Annotated in this window: 20 protein-coding genes; 8 read left to right on the top strand and 12 right to left on the bottom strand. The window is 62.4% G+C overall.

The genetic code is table 11. The annotated features are described in order from the left end of the window. Positions 1-156 precede the first annotated feature (156 nt). The gene (locus tag NL528_RS20640) at positions 157-2,238 is read left to right on the top strand and encodes a HAMP domain-containing methyl-accepting chemotaxis protein (RefSeq protein ID WP_309184495.1); all 2,082 of its coding nucleotides are present in this window, start codon (positions 157-159) and stop codon (positions 2,236-2,238) included. A gap of 45 nt (positions 2,239-2,283) precedes the next feature. Here NL528_RS20640 and NL528_RS20635 read toward each other — a convergent pair whose 3' ends face one another. From NL528_RS20635 to NL528_RS20620, 4 genes are all read right to left on the bottom strand, one after another. Further along, complete coding sequence (locus tag NL528_RS20635) at positions 2,284-3,444, bottom strand: acyl-CoA dehydrogenase family protein (protein WP_309184494.1); 1,161 nt, start codon at positions 3,442-3,444, stop codon at positions 2,284-2,286. Between the two features lie 157 nt (positions 3,445-3,601). After that, on the bottom strand, positions 3,602-3,859 hold the full coding sequence (locus NL528_RS20630) for a hypothetical protein (protein WP_309184493.1): 258 nt from the start codon (positions 3,857-3,859) through the stop codon (positions 3,602-3,604). Between the two features lie 62 nt (positions 3,860-3,921). Beyond that, complete coding sequence (locus tag NL528_RS20625) at positions 3,922-4,956, bottom strand: DUF2778 domain-containing protein (RefSeq protein WP_309184492.1); 1,035 nt, start codon at positions 4,954-4,956, stop codon at positions 3,922-3,924. A 146-nt stretch (positions 4,957-5,102) separates the two neighbouring features. Next, complete coding sequence (locus tag NL528_RS20620; RefSeq protein ID WP_309184491.1) at positions 5,103-5,780, bottom strand: nitroreductase; 678 nt, start codon at positions 5,778-5,780, stop codon at positions 5,103-5,105. A gap of 167 nt (positions 5,781-5,947) precedes the next feature. On the opposite strand from NL528_RS20620, the gene NL528_RS20615 reads away from it, so the two are divergent. Continuing rightward, on the top strand, positions 5,948-6,196 hold the full coding sequence (locus tag NL528_RS20615; protein ID WP_309184490.1) for a hypothetical protein: 249 nt from the start codon (positions 5,948-5,950) through the stop codon (positions 6,194-6,196). Between the two features lie 110 nt (positions 6,197-6,306). Here NL528_RS20615 and NL528_RS20610 read toward each other — a convergent pair whose 3' ends face one another. Further along, entirely contained in the window at positions 6,307-7,251 is a 945-nt protein-coding gene (locus tag NL528_RS20610; protein WP_309184489.1) for a helix-turn-helix domain-containing protein, read from the bottom strand. Between the two features lie 309 nt (positions 7,252-7,560). On the opposite strand from NL528_RS20610, the gene NL528_RS20605 reads away from it, so the two are divergent. The 5 genes from NL528_RS20605 to NL528_RS20585 are packed head-to-tail and all read left to right on the top strand — an operon-like array spanning position 7,561 to position 10,574. After that, positions 7,561-8,697 carry a DUF2336 domain-containing protein gene (locus tag NL528_RS20605; protein ID WP_309184488.1) on the top strand — a complete coding sequence of 379 codons (1,137 nt, stop codon included), beginning with the start codon at positions 7,561-7,563 and terminating at the stop codon, positions 8,695-8,697. Then, entirely contained in the window at positions 8,697-9,002 is a 306-nt protein-coding gene (locus NL528_RS20600) for a PilZ domain-containing protein (protein WP_309184487.1), read from the top strand. Before NL528_RS20605 ends, NL528_RS20600 begins: the two co-directional genes overlap by 1 nt. Before the next feature lie 44 nt (positions 9,003-9,046). Then, on the top strand, positions 9,047-9,271 hold the full coding sequence (locus tag NL528_RS20595) for a hypothetical protein (RefSeq protein WP_309184486.1): 225 nt from the start codon (positions 9,047-9,049) through the stop codon (positions 9,269-9,271). 21 nt (positions 9,272-9,292) lie between these two features. Continuing rightward, a complete protein-coding gene (locus NL528_RS20590) occupies positions 9,293-9,547 on the top strand; it encodes a hypothetical protein (RefSeq protein ID WP_309184485.1) in 255 nt (84 codons plus the stop codon). Further along, complete coding sequence (locus tag NL528_RS20585; protein WP_309184484.1) at positions 9,525-10,574, top strand: HD domain-containing phosphohydrolase; 1,050 nt, start codon at positions 9,525-9,527, stop codon at positions 10,572-10,574. Before NL528_RS20590 ends, NL528_RS20585 begins: the two co-directional genes overlap by 23 nt. A 16-nt stretch (positions 10,575-10,590) precedes the next feature. Here the strand turns inward: NL528_RS20585 and NL528_RS20580 are convergent, their stop codons facing one another. The 3 genes from NL528_RS20580 to NL528_RS20570 form a co-directional block, all read right to left on the bottom strand. Beyond that, positions 10,591-11,466, bottom strand: a complete 876-nt coding sequence (locus tag NL528_RS20580; protein ID WP_309184483.1) for an MBL fold metallo-hydrolase — start codon at positions 11,464-11,466, stop codon at positions 10,591-10,593. 133 nt (positions 11,467-11,599) lie between these two features. Continuing rightward, on the bottom strand, positions 11,600-13,222 hold the full coding sequence (locus NL528_RS20575) for an ABC-F family ATP-binding cassette domain-containing protein (RefSeq protein ID WP_309184482.1): 1,623 nt from the start codon (positions 13,220-13,222) through the stop codon (positions 11,600-11,602). A gap of 204 nt (positions 13,223-13,426) precedes the next feature. Next, positions 13,427-15,658, bottom strand: a complete 2,232-nt coding sequence (locus NL528_RS20570; RefSeq protein ID WP_309184481.1) for a multicopper oxidase domain-containing protein — start codon at positions 15,656-15,658, stop codon at positions 13,427-13,429. Between the two features lie 193 nt (positions 15,659-15,851). Here NL528_RS20570 and NL528_RS20565 point away from each other — a divergent pair, with 193 nt between their 5' ends. After that, entirely contained in the window at positions 15,852-16,280 is a 429-nt protein-coding gene (locus NL528_RS20565; protein ID WP_309184480.1) for a hypothetical protein, read from the top strand. A gap of 22 nt (positions 16,281-16,302) precedes the next feature. On the opposite strand, the gene NL528_RS20560 is transcribed toward NL528_RS20565, so the two are convergent. The 4 genes from NL528_RS20560 to NL528_RS20545 form a co-directional block, all read right to left on the bottom strand. Further along, complete coding sequence (locus NL528_RS20560; RefSeq protein WP_309184479.1) at positions 16,303-17,646, bottom strand: IS5 family transposase; 1,344 nt, start codon at positions 17,644-17,646, stop codon at positions 16,303-16,305. A gap of 218 nt (positions 17,647-17,864) precedes the next feature. After that, positions 17,865-18,695, bottom strand: a complete 831-nt coding sequence (locus NL528_RS20555; protein ID WP_375144064.1) for a tetratricopeptide repeat protein — start codon at positions 18,693-18,695, stop codon at positions 17,865-17,867. 32 nt (positions 18,696-18,727) lie between these two features. Continuing rightward, complete coding sequence (locus tag NL528_RS20550) at positions 18,728-19,414, bottom strand: substrate-binding domain-containing protein (protein WP_309184478.1); 687 nt, start codon at positions 19,412-19,414, stop codon at positions 18,728-18,730. Between the two features lie 6 nt (positions 19,415-19,420). Beyond that, entirely contained in the window at positions 19,421-20,125 is a 705-nt protein-coding gene (locus NL528_RS20545; RefSeq protein ID WP_309184477.1) for a GrlR family regulatory protein, read from the bottom strand. Between the last annotated feature and the right edge of the window lie 47 nt (positions 20,126-20,172).

Raw genomic sequence — 20,172 nt, 5'->3', positions numbered from 1 at the left:
GTGGACCGGCCAGCTCGTCTATTCGATTGCGCTACCCTGACGGCCTTCGGGACCCGCGCAGGTGCTCGCGCGCCGCAAGCGTAAACCCGAGATTAACACCGGCTATTTACGATAGTGGGCAACTCGCCCCACACCCATCGTGAACGGCCAATCCCCATGAAAATCGGTACCCTCCTGACCGCCGCCATCGCCTCGCTTGCCGCCGTTGGCGGGGGCCTGGCGGTCTATGTCGCCGCCACTAAATACCAGACGATGGACCACGTTTCCGTCGCCCAGCGCCGGCTGGAGATCGTCCGCGCCGTTGGCGACATTCCGCGCTATCTCAATTCCGAACGCGGCTTCGCCACCAATATCCTGATGGGACCGCCCGCCGTGGATCCGAAGTTGCGAGCCGAGCTCGACAAATACCGCAAGCAGACCGATGGCGCGCGCGACAAGATGAACGAGGTCAAGGGCACCCTGCCCGGCGCGTTCGACGATGCCCCGGCCGTGATGGCCGGCATCGACGCCCTGAACGTCAAATTCGCTGCCCTGCGCGAGTCGATCGACAAGGCGATCGACGGTCCGGCCGATACCCGCAAGGATGCCGCCAGGAAGATCGTCTCCGAGAACGCGGTCTTCAACACTGCCGTGACCACGCTGCTCGACGGGCAGGTCCGCAAGATCGCCCTGCTCGATGGCGACGCCTACCGGCAGGCGAACTACGCCAACATCGCCTGGACCTTGCGCGACGTCGGCGGCCTCAACGCCAGCCTGCACAAGAACCTCGTCGGCGCCCAGCGCGCAGCGACCGAGGCCGAGAAGATGGATATCAGCCGCTCGCAGGGCCGCAACGACCAGATCCTGATGTCGCTGCAGGAATTGCGCGGCAATGCCTCAACGCCGGCCAATGTGGCGACTGCACTGGGCAAGATGAACGAGGACTATGTCGAGCGTTTCGGCAAAGAGTTGAAACTGGTGAAGGACGGCGCCGTCAGCGGCAAATATGAGCACGATCTCGACACCTATTTTGTGGAGTCGCAACGCGGCCTCGGGGCGATCATCGAGGTGCGCGACGCGTTCTATGACAACGCCGAGCAGATCCTCGGCACCGGCTATTCCGCCGCGCGCTTCAGTTTCCTGATCGCGCTCGCAGGGCTGATCGCGGTCGCGGCAGCCAGCGCCGCCCTCGTAATGATGGTGCGTCGCCGCGTCTGCAAGCCGATCGTCGACCTCACGGCCAGGATGTCGAGCCTCGCCAGCGGCGACCTCGCCAGCGAAATCGAGGGCGCCGGCCGCGGCGACGAGATCGGCGCGATGGCGTCCGCCGTCCAGGTGTTCAAGGATAACATGATCAAGGCGGATCGCCTCGCCGCGGAAAAGGAAGCCGAGAACGAAATCAAGATGCGGCGCGCCCGCGTGCTCGACGATCTCACCCGCGCGTTCGAGACCAAGGTCAGCGAACTCGTCGGCGGATTGTCGTCGGCTTCCGCCGTGATGGAAGACACCGCGCAGTCGATGTCGTCGACGGCATCCGACACCAACCGCCAGGCCGCCGTCGTCGCCGCGGCATCCGAACAGACCTCGACCAACGTGCAGACGGTCGCCAGCGCCACCGAGGAATTGACGTCCTCGATATCGGAGATCGGCCGCCAGGTCGCGCAATCCACCGAGATCGCCGCGCGTGCGGTCGAGAACGCACGGCGCACCGGCGATACCGCGCGTTCGCTGGCCGAAGGCGCGCAGAAGATCGGCGATGTCGTGACCCTGATCCAGAACATTGCGGCGCAGACCAATCTGCTGGCGCTGAACGCGACCATCGAGGCCGCGCGCGCCGGCGATGCCGGACGGGGCTTTGCCGTCGTCGCTTCCGAGGTGAAATCGCTGGCCGGCCAGACCGCCAAAGCCACCACCGAAATCTCCGAACAGATCGCGGCGATTCAGGCCGCGAGCGACCAGACCGTGACCGCGATCGGCAACGTGGCCGAGGTGATCGCCGAGATCGATCAGATCGGGATTGCGATCGCGTCCGCAATCGAGGAGCAGGGCTCGGCGACCAAGGAGATTTCCCGCAGCGTCCAGGAAGCCGCGCGCGGGACCCAGGAGGTCAACGCCAACATCTCCGGCGTCCAGCGCGCCGCCGACGACACCGGCGCCGCCGCCAGTCAGGTGCTGGGAGCCGCGGAACAGCTATCGTCGCAATCGAAGGATCTCACCGGCCAGGTCAACCGCTTCCTCGCCGAGGTCAGGGCGGCGTAATCCGCCCGCGATGCAACTTGTGCTGACGGCAAATCAACATCACGACTATCCGTGAAGCCCCAGCACCCGGCGGGCGATGGACTGGCGATGGACTTCGCTCGGCCCCTCATACATCCGCATCAGCCGCGCCTTCTGCCACAGCGCGTGGAGCGGCAATTCCAGCGTCATGCCGAGTGCGCCGAGCGTCTGCATGGCGTGGTCGCAGGCGTCATAGGCCATCTCGGTCGCGAACACCTTGATCATCGAGGCCTCATGCCTGACGTCTTCGCCGCGATCGGTCTTTTCCGCGGCGTCGCGCACCATCAGCCGGCACGCATGCATGCGCGTCGCGATATCGGCGATCCACCACTGGATCGCCTGGCGTTCGGCCAGCTTGACGCCGAACGTCTCGCGCTGCCTCGCGTGCTCGCACATCATGTCGCTGGCGCGCCGCGCGATGCCGATGCAGGTCGATCCCATTTCAAGCCTGCGGGTACGCAGCCGCAACTGCATCGGCGCGTAGCCCTTGCCGACTTCCCCGAGCACGGAATCGACCGGGATGCGGCAGTCTTCAAACACGATCTCGTAGGTCGAGCCGCCGCCGAGCATCGGGATTTCGCGCTCGATGATGAATCCGGGCGTGCCCTTCTCGACGATGAAAGACGAGATGCCGCCCTGCCGCGCGTCGCTGCCGACGCGGGCCATCACGATGATGAAATCGGCCGCGCGGGCGTTGCTGATCCAGATCTTCCGGCCGTTCAAAACCCATTGCGCGCCGTCGAGCACCGCCCGCGTCTTCATCGCGGCGGGATCGCCGCCGGCGCCCGGCTCGGAGATCGCGATCGCCGACGTCATCCGTCCTTCGATATAGGGTTGCAGATATTTCTTCTTTTGCACCTCGGTGCCGACGGCCTGCAGCATGCGCAGGTTCGGCGAGTCGGGCGGCAACACAAAGGGCACGCAGGTGCGGCCGAGTTCTTCGTGCACGGCCGCCATCGTGCGCGTCGGCAGGTCGTGGCCGCCGAGATCTTCGGGCGCGTCGAGGCCCCACAATCCAAGATCCTTCGAGACCGTGCGCAGCCGCTGCTTCTGCTCCGCGGTCAATTCGGGATGGTCGCTGCCGGGCAGCTTGGACTTCAGGTAATGAGGCTCCAGAGGAATCAGTTCCCGATCCACAAACCGCGCCACCGTCTCGCGGATCATTTCCGTTTCTTCATCGGTGCTCATCAAGTCGATCCTCACGCGCCACGGATGGTTCAAAGCAGTAGCGCATTTCCAATTTGCATGAACAGCAGAAAGCGCACCGGTCAGCTCGAACCGCGCCGAAGTTTCGTCTGGCGAAACCGGAGGCGCAGCAGGTGCGTCGCGTCGAACGGTCCGGTTTTCAGAGCAGTTTCGAGCGAACGAACAGCGCGCGCAGCGCGTTGGTCGCCTGCACGGTCAACATCGCATTGCCGGCCGCCCCTTGAAGCGCGCTGATGGCGTCGTCGTGCAACGACTTGAACTCGATCCACTCGATCGAACTGAGATTGGTGATGAATTGATAGGCCTGGCCAACGGTCGCGATCGAAATCGTTGCTCCGTTCAGCTTGATCTTGAAGGTGGCTCGCAGCGGCGTTTCGGACTTCGATACATCTGTCATGACTTGGTTCTAAACGAGGAAATCGAAATTCTTCGTCATCGCTCGCTTTTGCAACAAAGCCATCATGACTGCGAGGTCGAACGTCGCGAAGCCGCATCGCCAAGACTTGGCACGACGACGAGACGCGTAACCTCGCCATTGTTATACGCCTGCAGGAAGCGATCGTAGTCCTTGAACGACACGCAGCCGTTGGAATCGCCGTTGGGGCCGAGCATGTAGCTGTGCGCCAGCAGCCCGGAACGGCCGAGCGTCGCGTTGCTGTCGACGGGAATCATGCGCAGCGCCCGGACGCCGTGGAACAGCCGCTCGCGCGGCTTCAGATCATAGACCGCCGGCGGTGTCGCGCCGATGTTGACCTCATGAACGTGTTGCGGGTCGTCCATCAGGCTGCCCATTCCCGAATGGGCCTCCAGTTTCGAACCGTTCGGCATGTAAACGGCATGCGCCGAGATATCGTAAACCGCAGTCTGCCCGTCGTAGCCGAGCGCCCCGAGATCCGGTCCGTCGTGGAACAATCCGCCGTCCGGGGCGAGCGAGGCCAGCCTGATGCGTCCCGGGATCAGGTCGGACAGCTTTTGCAGCAGGGTGCGCCGGTCAGGCTGGGCCGTGGTGTCGGCCTGGGCGAACGCCGCCGCCCCTGCCCGCGTGTCGAGGTTTGCCTCGGCCGGGCGGGATTTTGGCAGCGGAATCCCGGACGAGGCCGCGGGCCTGGATTCCTCGACCTTGGGTCCGGGCGCATCCTCGAGCGCGGCGGACCGCCAGCCCTGGGTCTGCAACTGCTGGGTGAGCAGCCCCCTGGCTTCACGAAGCCTGATCTCGGCGGCCGAAAGCGCCGACTGGTCGAGGGTGCGTGAGGCAAAGTTGCCGGCGGGCGATTCGGGCGTGGACGCCTGCTGGAAACGATCGTCAAACGACGGCAGGCCGGCGTTTGCCGGCAGCGCCGCGGTGGGGAGAATGGCCGTGTTGGCGGAATCGGCGATCCAGGCGGCCGCGCCCAGCGCCAGAGCGACCGCAGCCAACGCCAGCGCGGTCGTTTCCGACCACGAGAAGCGGCGATGCAACGATAGCCGATCAGCTGTCGTCCTGACTGACGTCATCGATTCCCCGGTTCCACCCGTTGGAGCGCCCACCCCGCAGGGATTCATCGAAAGGCCGGATACAATATCAGGGCCATAACTGAGGCATAATCGAGACAAACGGCTAAGGCGGCCGTCCGTCCCCATGGTTAACGCGCCGCCCGCGCCTAGTCATGGAACCCGACATAGCGCACGAAATCACCGTTCGATTCGCGATCGGACCGGACCGAATTAGCCGGAAAACTGTCATCCGGATATCCCATCGCCACACAGGTCATGATGGCCTCGTCCTCGGGGATGCCGGCCACCTCGCGCACGATATCCGATCGCATGATGCCCTGGCCGTTGATAACACTGCCAAGGCCCCGGTCCCACGCCGCCAGCACGATGCCGTAGCAGAGCGCGCCGAGATCGAAGTGGCACACCGCGCCCGGATCGAGGATCCGGTCATAGCTCAAGACCACCGAAACCGGCGCATCGAATTGCCGAAAACCCCGCAACACCCAATCCTGCCGCATCGGCTTGTCGTCGCGCGCGATGCCCATGGCGCCGAACAGCTTTTTGGCGACATCGACCTGCCGCCCGCGGTGAACGCCCTGATACTCGCCGTGGCTGATGATATCGCGCTTGGGCTTGGCGCCGGCGACCATCTCTTCCACATTGCGCTGGCGGACCCGCTCCAGCGGCTCGCCCGTCAGGACGTGGACATGCCAGGGCTGGGTGTTCATCGAGGACGGCGCGCGCTTGGCGACTTCGATAATCTCCTCGATGACGGCGCGCGGCACGGGCTTCTTCTTGAAGCCACGTACGCTTCGGCGCGTCTGTACCAGCGTCTCGAAATCCATTCGTTGCATCCCCACGTTTCTTCCGCGCCAGGCGCGTGTTTTTGGTCCGCCAAGGCCGGGAGCGGACAGTCCATGCCGATCACTTTATCAAGGAAATCAAGCTTGGGAACTTGATCACTTGAAGAATCCGCGATCCAATCCGACCGTGTCCTGATTGGGAGAGCCTCATGTTCAAACGTCTATTTTTAGTTGCAATTCTTGCCACCTTCGCCGCCGGCTCGGCGTTCGCGCAGGAAAGCTGCGAGAGCAAGGCCGTCGGCAAGGACGGGAAAGCGCTGGCCGGCGCCGCGAAGGCATCCTTCATGAAGAAATGCATGGCCGATAGCTGCGAGACCAAAGCCGTCGGTTCGGACGGCAAGCCGCTTTCGGGCGCTGCCAAAACCAGCTTCTTGAAGAAGTGCGAAAAGGGCGCATAGGCGCCTAAGCGCCTAAGCGCTCCTGCCTCAAAAGCCCGAGCAGCCAGTCCCGTTCGAACGGATCATCGAATCGATGGCCGTCGCGACCCAACATTGGATCGCGTGATCCGTCACACCCCACGCGATCTTGCGAGGGTCTCCGACGGGGACTCGCCGAATTGGGAACGATAGCTCCTGGAGAAATCGCTCAGGTGCCAAAAGCCAAACGCCAGCGCGCAGGCCTTAACGCTATGAGTGCCGGCCAGAAGCCGTTGCCGAACCAGCCATAGCCGCCTCAGCCGCAGGTACCGATGCAGGCTCATTCCCCGGTAGCGCTTAACCGCGTCGTGCATGGTGCGCACTGAAACGCCAACCTGCTTTGCCAGATCGCCGCTGTAGACCGGGTGGGCAATATCGCCCGCCAATACGGCCTGGACATCTCTGAAGACTTTGAAGTGCCGGGCGGAATTCGCGCGCGTGGCCCACGGCGTGGTCACCATCTCAGCGAATGCGTTGTCGACAGCAGCCAGCAGGGACTCCCGGATTGCAGCCGAGGCTGCGGGCACGTCCGAGGTATCGACAAACCCCGATGAGACGGACAACACCTGCAATGTGAGTTCACGCAGCGAAAGTTGCGCGGAAACGCTGGTCTCAAATATCTTGAAGTTGGGGCCGGCCTGAGGCCAACCCCGCCCCTCGATCTCCGGCGTAAAGACGAACGATGCGTACTGCCTTGGCGTGCGTTCGACCTGACTAAAGGCAGCTCCATTGCTTCCGATCACTATGACCGAACGGTCTCTTTCAACACCATTGAAACGGATGGGCGTCCCGTCATCCATCGTAAATCCAATGGCGGTGCAATTCGGGGCAAGCTGCGCGTCGGTGATCCGCGGGAATGACTTGGTGTAATTCACGTCACACCCCGCCAGGTTCAGGATGATTTGCTCAGCCGAGATTTTTCGCACAAGCGGCGTGAAGTCCACACTGAGATGTCGCACCGAACTTCGAAATGCATCGATGTCGGAAAATCGAAATATCTTCGGCGCCATCGTCGACGCGAGAGGAATATTGTTCATTCAAAATCTTTTTGGAAAAAGCCTGCGTCGGCGCGCAATGTCAACGGCACCAAATTCGACACCTCCCGAGTATGTCCGCCAACCGACATAAGAACGATATGCGTGTCGGGAGAACGATACGCGAGTCGGCGCCGAAAAATAGCTGAAGCAAGTCTCATTTTGCCTAAATTCGATAGTGTTTGCACCATCACACGCGGTATCAGGAAACCCCACGCGCCGCATTCTTATGGGCGCATTAATAATTGTGACGCCTAATTCGATGGTCGGAACAGTTTTCGTTCCGCAGCGGAACAAGAATTGGTGCCGCGGATGCCCATTCACGCCTCGAACGATTTTATTTCCGAACTTGATCGCGCCATTGAAGGCGGATCGCCGGCGCGCCGCTGTCAAATGCTGCGGCAGATAACGAACCTGTTTCTCGCGGGCGCCGACCGGCTGAACGAGTCTCAGGTCGCCGTTTTCGATGAGGTCCTGACCCGGCTGATGGCATGCATTGAGGTGCAGACGCTCGTGCATCTCAGCAGAACCCTCGCCGATCTGCAGTCGGCGCCAAAGGAATCGATCCGCCGTCTTGCCCGACACGAGGAGGCGCTGGTTGCCGCGCCCGTGCTGCGCGGATCCGACTCGCTTCCAGAGCGTGACCTCATCGAGATCGCCGATAACCGGAGCCAGCAACATCTCCTCGCAATTTCGGGACGAAAACGACTCAGTGAATCGCTCACCGATGTACTGCTGAAGCGCTGCGACACCACTGCCCGCCGTCTGCTTGCGACGAATGCCGGTGCTCGGTTTTCAAGCACGGGTTATTTGGCGCTGGTCGCCGCCGCAAAACGCGATGACGACATTGCGGACTCATTAGTACTTCGGCCTGACATGCCGGTTGAAATGCTTCGAGAACTCCTTGCAGGAACAACCAAGGCGGGCCGAGCCCGGCTCCTTAGAGTCGCCCCGCCCGGGGCGAACGGAGCGATTGAGGCCACCATTGAGAGCATAGAAACTGAAATCGGCACGAAGACCCCTAAGCCAATTGATTACTCAGGCCCGAAATCCACGGTGCTTGCGCTCAACAAAGCTGGAAAGCTAAACGACTCTTCCGTCAACCGCTTTGCTGTGCGAGGGGAGCGTGCAAACCTCATTGCGGCACTATCGCTGCTCAGCGATGCCGCAATCGAAACCATCGAGGCCATCGTGGAAAAAACCGACCCCTGTGGGCTCATCGTTGCCTGCCGGGCCGCGCGGCTAAACTGGACGACGACATTTGCGGTCATCCGCCATCGATGCGGCGCCCAGGCGATCTCGCCCGAGGACATTGAGCGCCGCAGAGAGGCCTTCGAGGCGCTCCCCCTGTCCGTTGCGCAGCGAACGATCCGCTTCGGGTCCGTCCATGACCTTGAAATGGAAATCAATTCGACGGGCAAAGCACTCGCAATGGCCGGAGCAAAATAGTGCCGTTTGGCGATCGAAAATCCGAGCGCGTCCGCCTCGAGCACAAACGCCCCGTCAACCTCATGGGTGTCGACGGCACTTGGCGAAGGAGCTGCCTGCTCCTCGATGTTTCTTCAACCGGCGCCCGACTTGATGTCGATGGAACGCTTGAGGTCCTTCAAGCCAAGGAATTTTTTCTGCTGCTATCCTCGACGGGATTGGCATTCCGGCGATGCGAACTCATCCGGGTCGACGGGTCCGAGGTCGGCGTTCGATTCATCGAGATCAAGACAAAGGCCCGGGGACGGCCCGTCGCTGCAACCTAACGATACACGCCCCTCATGTTCCATTGATAAGGCGGTGAACTCAAATGCAAATGATTGCTTCGCGAACTATTCCATTTCTCGACGTCCAATCTCTCGCACCCGGCAACGCGCTGGAAGCGTTGTTTCGGGATGAAAAGGGTTTCATTCTTTATCTTTCGGACGGCGGCCCGTCCTCGATCAGGCAGGAGAGGCTTATCCGTCTTGGAGTGCGCGAGGCATTGGTTTGGCTACACGAGGCTCCGCAGGACGGGGCATCGTTTTGGAATTGATGAAGAGAAAGGGCTTACTTGATGCGCGGTCTACGCAAGATCACCGACTTTTCCATATCGACCGTTTCGGCAGAACCGCTGCGCGGAATTATCGAGATTGATACCTTCGGTTCGGCGGTGAAATTCGAACTCAGCGAAGACACGGCGCTCAATATTTGCGCCGATCTCGAACGTTTTCTTACGCAAGGAAACCCGGGCGGCCACACAAGCCGCAGCGCGGACGGACCGCAACCAGACCTCGGGACCAATTGTTATGTCCGTTCACGTCATAGCTGATACGCGTGACAGGCTTTCCGCGCTGTCCAGGATGCTCGATCAGCAGCATGCCGTAACGTCGGAATTGCTCGGTGGAGCGAGCCTGCGTCACAATGGCATCGACGCCGTCGTTGTTGCTGCCGATCTGGGCAAGGTTGAGAATATTTCAGCGTTGAAAGCGGTATCCGGAAAACTAAAACACGTAACCAAGCGAATTTTTCTCACCGATCGAAAGGGACGTCTGTCGGTCGTCCAGGCCTATGCGCTGGGGGCGACGCACGTCCTCAGAAACCCCGTCAGCCAAACGCAATTGCTGGCGAAGCTCGCCGATGGCGACGCCATTGCGACAACCCGGGATGAGATCGGGTTGATCGGACAGGAGGCGGCATCGGCCGGCGCCGCCAGCATCGCCTCGATGTTCTCGGCCGTATTAAGCGGCGCCCCGGTCGATGTCAGGGGCGCGAAAAACGCCGGCAGCAAGATCGCCGAGAGTGTCGGCGAGAACGGCCTGTCGAACTGGCTGACGACGGTTCGCCGTCACCACGAGGGCACCTATCAGCACTGCCTCCTGGTGACCGGAATAACCATCGACTTTGGCTTGAGCCTCGGCATGGCGAGGGCCGACATCGAGCGCTTGTATTCAGCCGCGATGTTTCACGACATCGGCAAGGCGCTGATTCCGCTCGCCGTGCTCGACAAGCCCGGGCGCCTCGATCCCGAGGAACGCGCCCTGATCGAAACCCATCCGGGAGCGGGTTACGAGGCGCTGAAGGGAAACGCGGGTATCTCGCCGGAAATTCTCGATGCCGTCAGGCATCATCACGAATTCCTCGATGGAAGTGGATATCCGGACGCCCTTTGCGCCGAAAGCATCAAGGACATCGTCCGGATGTTGACCATATCCGACATCTTCGCAGCCCTGATCGAGCAGCGAACCTACAAGCCAACCATGCCCCGGGAAAAGGCTTACGAAATCCTGTTGGGAATGCATGGCAAGCTGGAGCGGTCGCTCGTCGAGGCGTTCAGGGAAGTCGCGCTGAGCAGATGATGGCTTCCCCGCTCGGCTACTCCCGCTTGAACCGATAGTTGAAGCGATCGCCGTCCGCGGTGATCAGGCCCACGGTCGGTGTCGGGAAATGGATCGGCAGGATCAGCGTATCGGTGCCCACCACGGAAGCAAAAAATTTGCGGCGCGACGCTGCTGACTGCTTTGCATCCCAGTCCGGCTTCGCCGACCAGTCAGGTTCGCGGCACTGGATCACGTGATGCATGAGGTCGCCGGCCACCACCGCGCGCTTGCCGCGCGAGAAAATGTTGACGCAGCAATGGCAGGGCGAGTGCCCCGGCGTCGGCGTCAGCGTGACGGTGTCGTCGAGCGCGTAATCGTCATCGACCAGCAGCGCCTGCCCCGCTTCCACGATTGGCAGACAATTGTCGCGGAAAACCTTGCCGGGCGGATTGGCGCCCTTGGCATATTCCGCTTCCCACACCGCATATTCCCTTTTGTGAAACACGTATTTCGCATTCGGGAATGTCGGCACCCAGCGGCCGTCGCGCAGCGTCGTGTTCCAGCCGGTATGGTCGATATGAAGATGGGTGCAGAACACATAGTCGACCTGCTCGTAGCCGATGCCGAGCGCGAACAGCTCGTTGCGCCAGCGCTCCTTGCCCGGAAAATCGAACGGCGGCGGATGGCCCTTGTCCTCGCCGGTACAGGTGTCGACCAGGATGATGTGGCGCGGCGTGCGGACCACGAAGGTCTGGTAGGTGATGACCATCATGCCGAGCGCGGTGTCGAACACCTCCGGCTCCATGGCGGGCAAATGATGCTTGAAAACGGCCTCGTCATAGGCCGGGAAGAAATCCTGCGGCCGCCGCCACGGCCCCTCGCGCTCGATCACCGCGTCGATGGTGATGTCGCCGATCCTGATCTGCTTCATTTTTTCGTTTCGCTCCCGGTTTTTCGCGGCAGCGTAGCGGGCGACGTCCGGACGTCAAGCCAAGGGCAGCAATGCGAAATGTTCGTAGCCGTGATCGCGCTTCGCTCCATCCGGGCTACGGGCTCAAAGCGCTTCAGCTCCGCAAGCCCGGGGCTTCCTGCCCGGTGCGCGCGACATATTCCGAATAGCCGCCGCCATATTGATGCGGGCCCTCCGGCGTCAGCTCCAGCACGCGGTTGGAGAGTGCGGCCAGAAAATGCCGGTCGTGGGAGACGAACAGCATGGTGCCCTCGTATTCCGACAGCGCCGTGATCAGCATTTCCTTGGTCGCGAGATCGAGATGGTTGGTGGGCTCGTCCAGCACCAGAAAGTTCGGCGGATCGAACAGCATCTGCGCCATGACCAGTCGCGCCTTCTCGCCGCCCGACAGCACCCGGCATTTCTTCTCGACGTCGTCGCCGGAGAAGCCGAAGCAGCCGGCCAGCGCGCGCAGCGATCCCTGGCCGGCCTGCGGAAAGGAATCCTCCAGCCACTGGAACACGGTGCGCTCGCCGTCCAAAAGATCCATCGCGTGCTGCGCAAAGTAACCCATCTTCACGCTGCCGCCGACCGCCACCGTTCCGTCGTCCGGCTCGGTCGAGCCCGCCACCAGCTTCAGCAGCGTCGACTTGCCGGCGCCGTTGATGCCCATCACGCACCAGCGCTCCCTGCGGCGGATCATGAAGTCCAGCCCCTCATAGATGCTTCTGGAGCCGTAGCCCTTGTGGACGTTTTTGAGGCTGACGACGTCCTCGCCGGAGCGCGGCGCCGGCAGAAAATCGAATGCCACGGTCTGGCGGCGCTTCGGCGGTTCGACGCGCTCGATCTTGTCGAGCTTCTTGACCCGGCTCTGCACCTGGGCGGCATGCGAGGCCCGCGCCTTGAAGCGCTCGATGAACTTGATTTCCTTGGCGAGCATCGCCTGCTGGCGCTCGAACTGGGCCTGCTGCTGCTTTTCGTTCAGCGCGCGCTGCTGCTCGTAGAATTCGTAATTGCCGGAATAGGTCGTCAGCGTGCCACCGTCGATCTCGACGACCTTGTTGATGATGCGATTGATGAACTCGCGGTCGTGCGAGGTCATCAGCAGTGCGCCCTCATAGCCCCGCAAGAACTGCTCCAGCCAGATCAGGCTCTCGAGATCGAGATGGTTGCTCGGCTCGTCCAGCAGCATGACGTCGGGACGCATCAGGAGGATGCGCGCCAGCGCCACGCGCATCTTCCAACCGCCCGACAGCGCGCCGACGTCGCCCTCCATCATCTCCTCGCTGAAACCCAGACCCGACAGCGCCTCGCGCGCCCTTCCGTCCAGGGCGTAGCCGTCGAGTTCCTCGAAACGCCCCTGCACTTCGCCGTAGCGCGCGATGATATCTTCCATGTCGTCGGCGCGGTCCGGATCGGCCATCGCGGCCTCGAGTTCTTTCAGCTCGGCTGCGACGAGGCTGACGGGGCCGGCGCCGTCCATCACCTCGGCCACCGCGCTGCGGCCGGACATCTCGCCGACATCCTGGCTGAAATAGCCGATCGTGATGCCCCGATCGAGTGCGACCTGGCCCTCGTCGGGATGTTCCTGGCCCGAGATCATCCGGAAAAGCGTGGTCTTGCCGGCCCCGTTGGGACCGACGAGACCGATCTTTTCGCCCTTCTGGAGCGCCGCGGAGGCTTCGATGAAGAGAATCTGGTGGCCGACTTGCTTGCTGACGTTATCGAGACGGATCATGGGGGCCTGAATGGATTAAGAGCTTGCGGCCGCTCTTAATCCATGTTGCGTCGCAGCGAAAGCCCGAACCATCACGGGGGAACCATTCCGCAACCCCATCGCGCCCGCCACACCCTCAGCGCCGGGTGCCCCCAAGCCGGATTTACGCGCTTGGCCGGCGCCTCCGGCGCCGGCTCCTTTCGGCAAATGAGCCGTCGAACCGACCTAATGCTTCATTTGCATCGGCATCGGCATCTGCATCGGCATCGTCATCGACGGCGTCGCTGACGCATTGTGTTTCATCACCATACCCAGTCCACCGCCCGCTGCACTCAGATCGGGAACGATGGCGATGTTGAGCATCATGCCGCTGTCCTCGTGGTCGAGGATGTGGCAATGCAGGACATACTCGCCGATGTATCGGTCGTATCGGGTCCTGATGTGGACCTGATAATTGTTCTCGACAAAGATCGTGTCGCGGAAGGTGTGATACATCCCGCAATACTGGCTGGCTAACTGTCCCTGGTCCTCGCCAGCCACCGCGGTGCAATTGCCGTCCTTGTCGAAAATGGACACTTGCTGGCCGGTTGCGTTGGTCGTGGTCACGTCGATGACCTGGAACGGGTTGACGTGGATGTGGAAGATGTGCGGCTCGCCCTGCGCCGTCAGCAGCCAGTCATCCGACGTGTTGACCTGCCGCGTGATATTGACGACATCCGGATCGTAGGATTTGCCGTTGACCTGGAAGTGCAGGCCCTGATCCTGCGTAAAGCTGATAGAAAACGCGGCTTGTTGAACGTCGGGATTTGTCGCCGGTGGCAGATCTTCGAACGGCGCCCAGGGACGGAGATCGCCCGCGCGCAACCCGTCACGAACGGGAGCCGGCAACTGCGGATTGACGTCAAACAACGCCTGTTCGACATAGTCCTTTAGGTTCACCGTCACTGCCTGCCCGCCCCTGACGTGGACGTAAGCCAGCAGCTGCGGGTTTGAAGGTCCTTGCCCGCCGCCCTTGCCGCTTCCGTTGATGACCCTCTGCGCCGGCGGGGCTGCCTGATCGAGCAGGCAATAATCGCCTTCGGACGGGAACGCGACCAGGATGTCGCTGCGGTATCCCGGCTGAAGGTAATTCGACTCGAGCAGACCTCCTCCCACCGGCTGCGCACGAATCTCGCGCAGCTTCGCCCGCGTCAGTCCGTCGGTGGCAATCTCGAACTGCGGTATCAGCGTCCCCGCCGTCGCGTTGCACGCGGTCAGCAGGTCGGCCTTTTGCTGCAGACGATTGCCGCTGAGCGCGGACGCGGCAATGAGATTGGTCGCACCAACCGGACTCGCGCGCACCACCTGCAGATTGATGGTGTCATGGATGCCGGCATGGACGAACCGCCAGCGTTGAATCTGCCCCGCGGGCAATGTGATCGTCGGCTGGACGACGCCGTTGATGCTGGTGAAGCGTCCGTTGGTGTCCCAGATGGTCGCCGAGTCCAGCTGCAACGCGAAATTTTCAACGGCGCCGGGACTGACCTGATTTTGCGGTGTCGACAAGGGACAGACCCAGGGCGCAGACGTCGACGCACCGGAGCTGTTGACGTTATAGAGACCCGCAGTGGTGTAGAGCTGCTGCCAAGGGCCGCCCTGATCGTTTTTCTGAACCGCGAAACAGGCATAGGCGATTTGCTGGAACAGAAATACCTGCTCGGTCAGCGGGGCGCCGGCGGCGGTGTGAAGCACGGTATCGATATCCGCGATCGGATGCGGGTTAGCCGGGGTTGGCGGCGCATACGGCCGATTGCCGCGTATCAGGATAACGCCGGAGGCTCCGCTCGCAACGTTGACGGCGGTCGAACCATGGCGGTGCGCATGGTACCAGAACGTGCCGGCGGGATGATCCGCGGGAATGTTGATTTCATAGGGGAACCGCGATTGCGGAGCGATATTCAGCAGCACATTGTCACTATTGCCTGCGGGGGAGACGTGCAGGCCATGGGTATGCAGATTGGTGGTGTTGAAGCAGCCGACTCCGAACGGCAGGCTTAATCCTGTCGGCGGACTGTCCCAGCAGCTTGGGTCGCTCTTGGCGGTCCCGTTCTTCAAATCGACCCGCAAGGTGTCACCAGGCCTGACATCGATCACCGGACCGGACTTGCATCCGCCATAGGAGCGCAACTGGACAGGATCTTCTCCATTCGGCTGCGGATCGGTCGGATCGGGGTTGTTGATCTTGAATTGCGCGAGCACGAAATCGAGTTCCACCGACACGATCGAGCCGTTCCGTGACATCGACCCCTGCGGATTGCAGGGAGCGGGCGCGCCGCCCAGCGCCTGCGGCGCCAGCCGCGGGCCAGGTTCGCTCAGCGTTGGAGGCGCCTCAAACGGATGCACCGTGGCCGCCCGGAGCGGCGCACTCGCACCCAGCATTGCGATGAACGTGAATACCGCCAGCACAGCATTTTTCATATCGGTGCCCTCCTGCGGTTAGGAGAATACCGTAACGTCGCAATCGTCAAGCGTGTATTTCAAATATTGATCAATCTTAGGGGAGCGCCTCTCCTTCGGCGCGCCGAAACGGCGCGAATGCGTTCCCCGACAGCAGATGCATTTTCGCGCAACCGGGTTCGAACCCGCGAGCACGCGCGGTCGACCAAGGTTCATGTTCGCATCGATATCCAACAGCGCGATGACGGAAGTGGAGAAAATTTTAGCCGAAGCCGCTCGGCTGCCGCTGCAAGACGCGGCTTACGCGCTGTGGCGGCAGAGCGCGCGGCTGGATACGCTCGAGGGTCAGCCGATGACCGCCGAAGAGCACGCCGCTGCCGCCGCGCGGCCGATGGCGGAGATCATGGCAAAGATGAAACACGACCACGATCATGCCGAGGATGGACGGACCTTCGGCCGGCTGAAACGCGCGCATCCCACGGCCGGCGACGCCGATGTCAAGACCGCGATCATTGCCGCGGTGAAGCTCGACGACGACTGCTTCAGATATTATGAGGAAGCGCACGGCGATTTTGGCGAACGGATCGAGCGCGCGGTCGAACTCGCTGCAAGGAAAAATCCCGGCTACCTGCAACGGACTTAGTCGTCCGTGAAGAACCCTGATTTCAGACTGGATTGGTCGACGGCGCGGCGAAGAGAGCGGCCAGGATTTGGCGCAACAAAATCCTGAGCCAGCGGATCAGGCGGCGGAAGTTGTAGCCGACGGCGGCGAGGACGGCGTTGTTGGCGTCGCCGCGCCGGAACCAGAGATAGTTGCGGCCCATGCGGTGCTCGGCTTTGAGATGGCCGATGACGGGCTCGACGGCGGACCTGCGGCGGAGTTCGCGCTTGATCTGCGGCGTCACCCCTCGCTTTTGCCCCGAGATGAAGACCCTGAACTTGTAATCGGGCGGCGCATTGTGGCCGCGGTAGCCCTTGTCGGCGAGGATGCGCGCGATGGTGTTGCCGACGAGCGCTTCCATGTCCGGGATCACGGTTTCCAAGGTGTGGCCATCATATGGATTGCCGGGCAGCGCCTTCACATGGGTGACGAACTGGCCGCCCTTGCAGTGCTTGAGGGTGGTGGCAACGCTGACCTTGACGCCGAACTCGTAAGGCCGATGGGCCTTGCCCTTGCCGATGCATTCGACTTCCGGCGCATGCAGGGAATAGACCTTCGGTCCGCGTTGACGTTGCTGCTGCTCGCGCACGCGCCGCGCCAGCAATAGCAGCTGTGCGAACGTCCCTTCGAGCCCGCTGTTGCCCTCGATCTTGCGGCCGATGTCGCGGATGACGCGGCCGAGATAGGTGCGCAGCTTCTTGAGCATCCGGTTGGCACGCTTGAACTGCTTGGCGTGGGCATAGCGCTGATGCTGGATCAGGGCGAACTTGCCCAGGCGCGCATAGGACTGGCGCAAATCTACCCCGTGGCGCTGCGCCAGCCGCACCAGTTTCTCGCGCGCCCGGTTCAGAAGCTTCGCGTCGGTGGGGAACGTCACGTTCTTGGGCTGCACGGTGGTATCGACGATCACCCGTGACAACTCGGACGGCTTGATCGCCTTGGTTCTGGTGGCCACCGACAGGCTCTCCTGCAGCAATGCCTGCAGCCGCTCCTCGCCCATCCGGTTGCGCCAGCGCGTCAGCGACGAGCGATCGAACACCAGCCGGTGCTGGAAGAACTCCTCGCCGCAGAAGAACTGGTAATAGGGGTTCTCGACCCAGCGCTCGCACAGCACCTCGTCGGACAGGTCGTAGGTGTGCTTGAGGATCGCCAGCCCCGCCATCAATCGCGTCGGCAGTGGCGGGCGGCCGGGATCATCCGTGTAGACCGCCCCGAACTCCCGTTCCAGGAACTCCCAATCCACCGTGCGCCCCAGCGCCACCAGCGGATGCTTCAGGTCGATGATCTGGTCGAGCCGGGAGCGGAACAGATCCTGCTCTCCCGTCTCCCGCCGTTCCCGTGGTCGCATCTGGTCCCCCGCCAAAACATCCAAAGGCGAGTGAATCACAAATCAAATTTGCAAGGAATCCCCTTCCGCACACCCGATTCCCGGCAAACTCGGTTGCCCCAGCCTGCCGTTTCCAGATTCTAAATCAACGACTTGGGAATTCTTCACGGACGACGACTTACCAGAAAGCGAAATACTACATCGGCTATTACATGAAGTAGGACGGCCGCGTGCTCGGCCTAGAAGCACAAATTCGTCACCACATTGCCGCGCTTGTCCTTGATCGCGTAAGGACATCGCATCCGCTCCAGCGCCTTCTTGGCGTCCTCGTCGCCGAGCGCGGCGGCGCGCTGGTAATAGGCCTTGGCGGCATCGGAATCCTTCGGTCCGCCACGGCCTTCCTGTGAAAACGCCCCCATCCGCTCAAGTGCTGCGGGGTGATTTTGCGCCGCCGCCTTTTCAAACAGCGCCCGCGCGGCGGCGTCGTCCCTGGATCCGCCATTGCCCTCCGCCAGCATCATGCCGAGCTGATACTGCGCCTCGGCATTGGTCTCGGCGGCCTTCGACAACAATTCGCGGGCGCGCGCGGGATCGGCGGTCGCGCCGGCGCCGCCGCCAAGGGCGGCGAGATTGCTGACTCCCCGGGGATTGCCGGCTTCGGCCGCGCGTTCGAACAGTTTTCTCGCCTGCGCTTCGTCACGTGCAATGCCGGCGCCGGTGCCATAGAGCACGCCGAGTTCGACCATCGCCGAAGTAGATCCCTTGTCCGAAGCCTTGCGCCAGGCGGCGATCGCTTCCGGCATTTGCCGGTTGGCGGCGTAGGCGCGGCCAAGCTGGTACATCGCCCGGCGCGATCCATTGGCGGCGTTCTTGCAATATTTGATCGCGGTCGCGATGTCGGAGGCGGCGATATCGGGCACGCCCTTCACGTCGGCCGGCTTGTCGGGATCGGATGGATCGGCCGCAACGCGGTCGCACAGAACGAGGTCCGCCGATTGCGCGTAGGCCAGCGCCGGCGCCGTCATGGCGACGATCGCAACGACCGCAAAGGAGCAAATCCGTCTGGACATGCCCGGCAGGTTGCGTCGAAGAGCCGGCAAATTCAAGGCTCCAGCCCGCAACCGCGCAGCACCGGGGCGACCTCCGGCGAAGCCAGATAATGTAGCAGCCGGTCGGCCTGATCGGCCTTCTGCGAAGCCACCATGCGGCCGGCCGAAAACACCGCCGGTGTTTGCAGCTCGTGCGGGATCGGTCCGACGACTTCGATCCCGCTGACCTGCTTCAATTCGCTGATCTGCTGGATGGCAAGGTCCGCCTCGCCGCCAACGAGCCTTTCCGCGGTAAAGCCCGACGGAATAATCACGGCGCGGGCGTTGATCTCGGCGGCAATGCCCAATTGTTCGATCAATTGCGCGAACAGGATGCCGCTGGCGCCGATCCGCGAATACGCCACTGAACGGGCGCCGAGCAGCGCCGCGCGCAGCGCAGCTTCGGTTGCGATATCGGGATGGGCTGCGCCTGCCTTCACGGCAACGCCGACATAGGAGCGTGCCAGGTCGACGCAACTATCCTCCACGACGCAGCCCGCGCCCGCGAGTTCCGAAAGCCCCTCGCGGGTCAGAATGACGACGTCAGCCCCCTCTCCGCCGCGCAGCCGATCGAGCAACGCCAGGGTCGGCGCGAAATCGGCATCGATGCGCCCGCCGCCGGCCGCTTCATAGCGTCCGGCCAGGCCGTGCACCGCGCCCCTCAGGGCGAGCGTCGAGAGCACGCGCACGGTATTATCCATCGGCGATCAGACCCGGCGCATCAGTTTCAGGACGGCGGTCAGGCGAAGGCTGCGCTTGCCGGCCAGCGCGGTGGCGTCCAGCAGCGCTCCCTCGTCGTCGCAAGTGCCGGCAAAGCCGATGCCTACCTCATGGCCGCCGAACACGGGGTTCTCGCCCCTGGCCGGGGTATGCTCCTGATTGAGGATCTGTCCCTTCCAGCGTCCGTTCGCCGAGGTGTAGGTGCCGAGATAATAGAACGACGCGTCGCCGCCGAGGATGCGGCCGTCATTGAGCAGCATCACGCCGGTCAGGCCGCCATCGACGCCGTCCAGCATCCGGATGTGAATGGAATAGAGGCCGTTGACGATGCCACCCTCGCCGACACCGCCGGCGATCGGTATCGCCTCCTCCTCGATCGGCGTCATGACCGAGCTGAACACCGCGCCCGGCAATTCCTTGAGGCGGCCATCGAAGCGATAGAGGTCGCCGTCCGGCCTGCCCCGCGCCAGCAGCGTCGCATCGTCGGTGCCGGCCATCGCCCGATAATTCGGATCCGGATTATGGCGAACGGTCTTGATCTCGATGGCGATCTCGTCGCCGATTTTTTCGTAGGTGCCGATGTGGGCAAAGGCCGAATTGCCGCCGAGCATCTTGCCGTCGCGCGCATACATCACGCTACGGCCGACCGTATCGTTGAGCTGAAACCTGACCTTGTAGAAACCCTCAAACAATAGCCGTGTCCCCGGCAAGCGCGTGACCCGCTATCTAGCGCGGTTCA

This window comes from Bradyrhizobium sp. Ash2021 (assembly GCF_031202265.1).
GTDB lineage: Bacteria > Pseudomonadota > Alphaproteobacteria > Rhizobiales > Xanthobacteraceae > Bradyrhizobium.
This window is presented reverse-complemented; position numbering and strand designations above follow the sequence as displayed.

What these genes read in the sequence shown, in the direction of transcription:
- NL528_RS20560 (WP_309184479.1), bottom strand. Translation starts at nt 17,646, where the DNA reads ATGCGACCACGGGAACGGCGGGAGACGGGAGAGCAGGATCTGTTCCGC.
- NL528_RS20615 (WP_309184490.1), top strand. Translation starts at nt 5,948, where the DNA reads ATGTTCAAACGTCTATTTTTAGTTGCAATTCTTGCCACCTTCGCCGCC.
- NL528_RS20620 (WP_309184491.1), bottom strand. Translation starts at nt 5,780, where the DNA reads ATGGATTTCGAGACGCTGGTACAGACGCGCCGAAGCGTACGTGGCTTC.
- NL528_RS20605 (WP_309184488.1), top strand. Translation starts at nt 7,561, where the DNA reads ATGCCCATTCACGCCTCGAACGATTTTATTTCCGAACTTGATCGCGCC.
- NL528_RS20630 (WP_309184493.1), bottom strand. Translation starts at nt 3,859, where the DNA reads ATGACAGATGTATCGAAGTCCGAAACGCCGCTGCGAGCCACCTTCAAG.
- NL528_RS20550 (WP_309184478.1), bottom strand. Translation starts at nt 19,414, where the DNA reads ATGGATAATACCGTGCGCGTGCTCTCGACGCTCGCCCTGAGGGGCGCG.
- NL528_RS20585 (WP_309184484.1), top strand. Translation starts at nt 9,525, where the DNA reads ATGTCCGTTCACGTCATAGCTGATACGCGTGACAGGCTTTCCGCGCTG.
- NL528_RS20635 (WP_309184494.1), bottom strand. Translation starts at nt 3,444, where the DNA reads ATGAGCACCGATGAAGAAACGGAAATGATCCGCGAGACGGTGGCGCGG.
- NL528_RS20625 (WP_309184492.1), bottom strand. Translation starts at nt 4,956, where the DNA reads ATGACGTCAGTCAGGACGACAGCTGATCGGCTATCGTTGCATCGCCGC.
- NL528_RS20580 (WP_309184483.1), bottom strand. Translation starts at nt 11,466, where the DNA reads ATGAAGCAGATCAGGATCGGCGACATCACCATCGACGCGGTGATCGAG.
- NL528_RS20565 (WP_309184480.1), top strand. Translation starts at nt 15,852, where the DNA reads ATGTTCGCATCGATATCCAACAGCGCGATGACGGAAGTGGAGAAAATT.
- NL528_RS20575 (WP_309184482.1), bottom strand. Translation starts at nt 13,222, where the DNA reads ATGATCCGTCTCGATAACGTCAGCAAGCAAGTCGGCCACCAGATTCTC.
- NL528_RS20590 (WP_309184485.1), top strand. Translation starts at nt 9,293, where the DNA reads ATGCGCGGTCTACGCAAGATCACCGACTTTTCCATATCGACCGTTTCG.
- NL528_RS20640 (WP_309184495.1), top strand. Translation starts at nt 157, where the DNA reads ATGAAAATCGGTACCCTCCTGACCGCCGCCATCGCCTCGCTTGCCGCC.
- NL528_RS20610 (WP_309184489.1), bottom strand. Translation starts at nt 7,251, where the DNA reads ATGAACAATATTCCTCTCGCGTCGACGATGGCGCCGAAGATATTTCGA.
- NL528_RS20555 (WP_375144064.1), bottom strand. Translation starts at nt 18,695, where the DNA reads ATGTCCAGACGGATTTGCTCCTTTGCGGTCGTTGCGATCGTCGCCATG.
- NL528_RS20595 (WP_309184486.1), top strand. Translation starts at nt 9,047, where the DNA reads ATGCAAATGATTGCTTCGCGAACTATTCCATTTCTCGACGTCCAATCT.
- NL528_RS20570 (WP_309184481.1), bottom strand. Translation starts at nt 15,658, where the DNA reads ATGAAAAATGCTGTGCTGGCGGTATTCACGTTCATCGCAATGCTGGGT.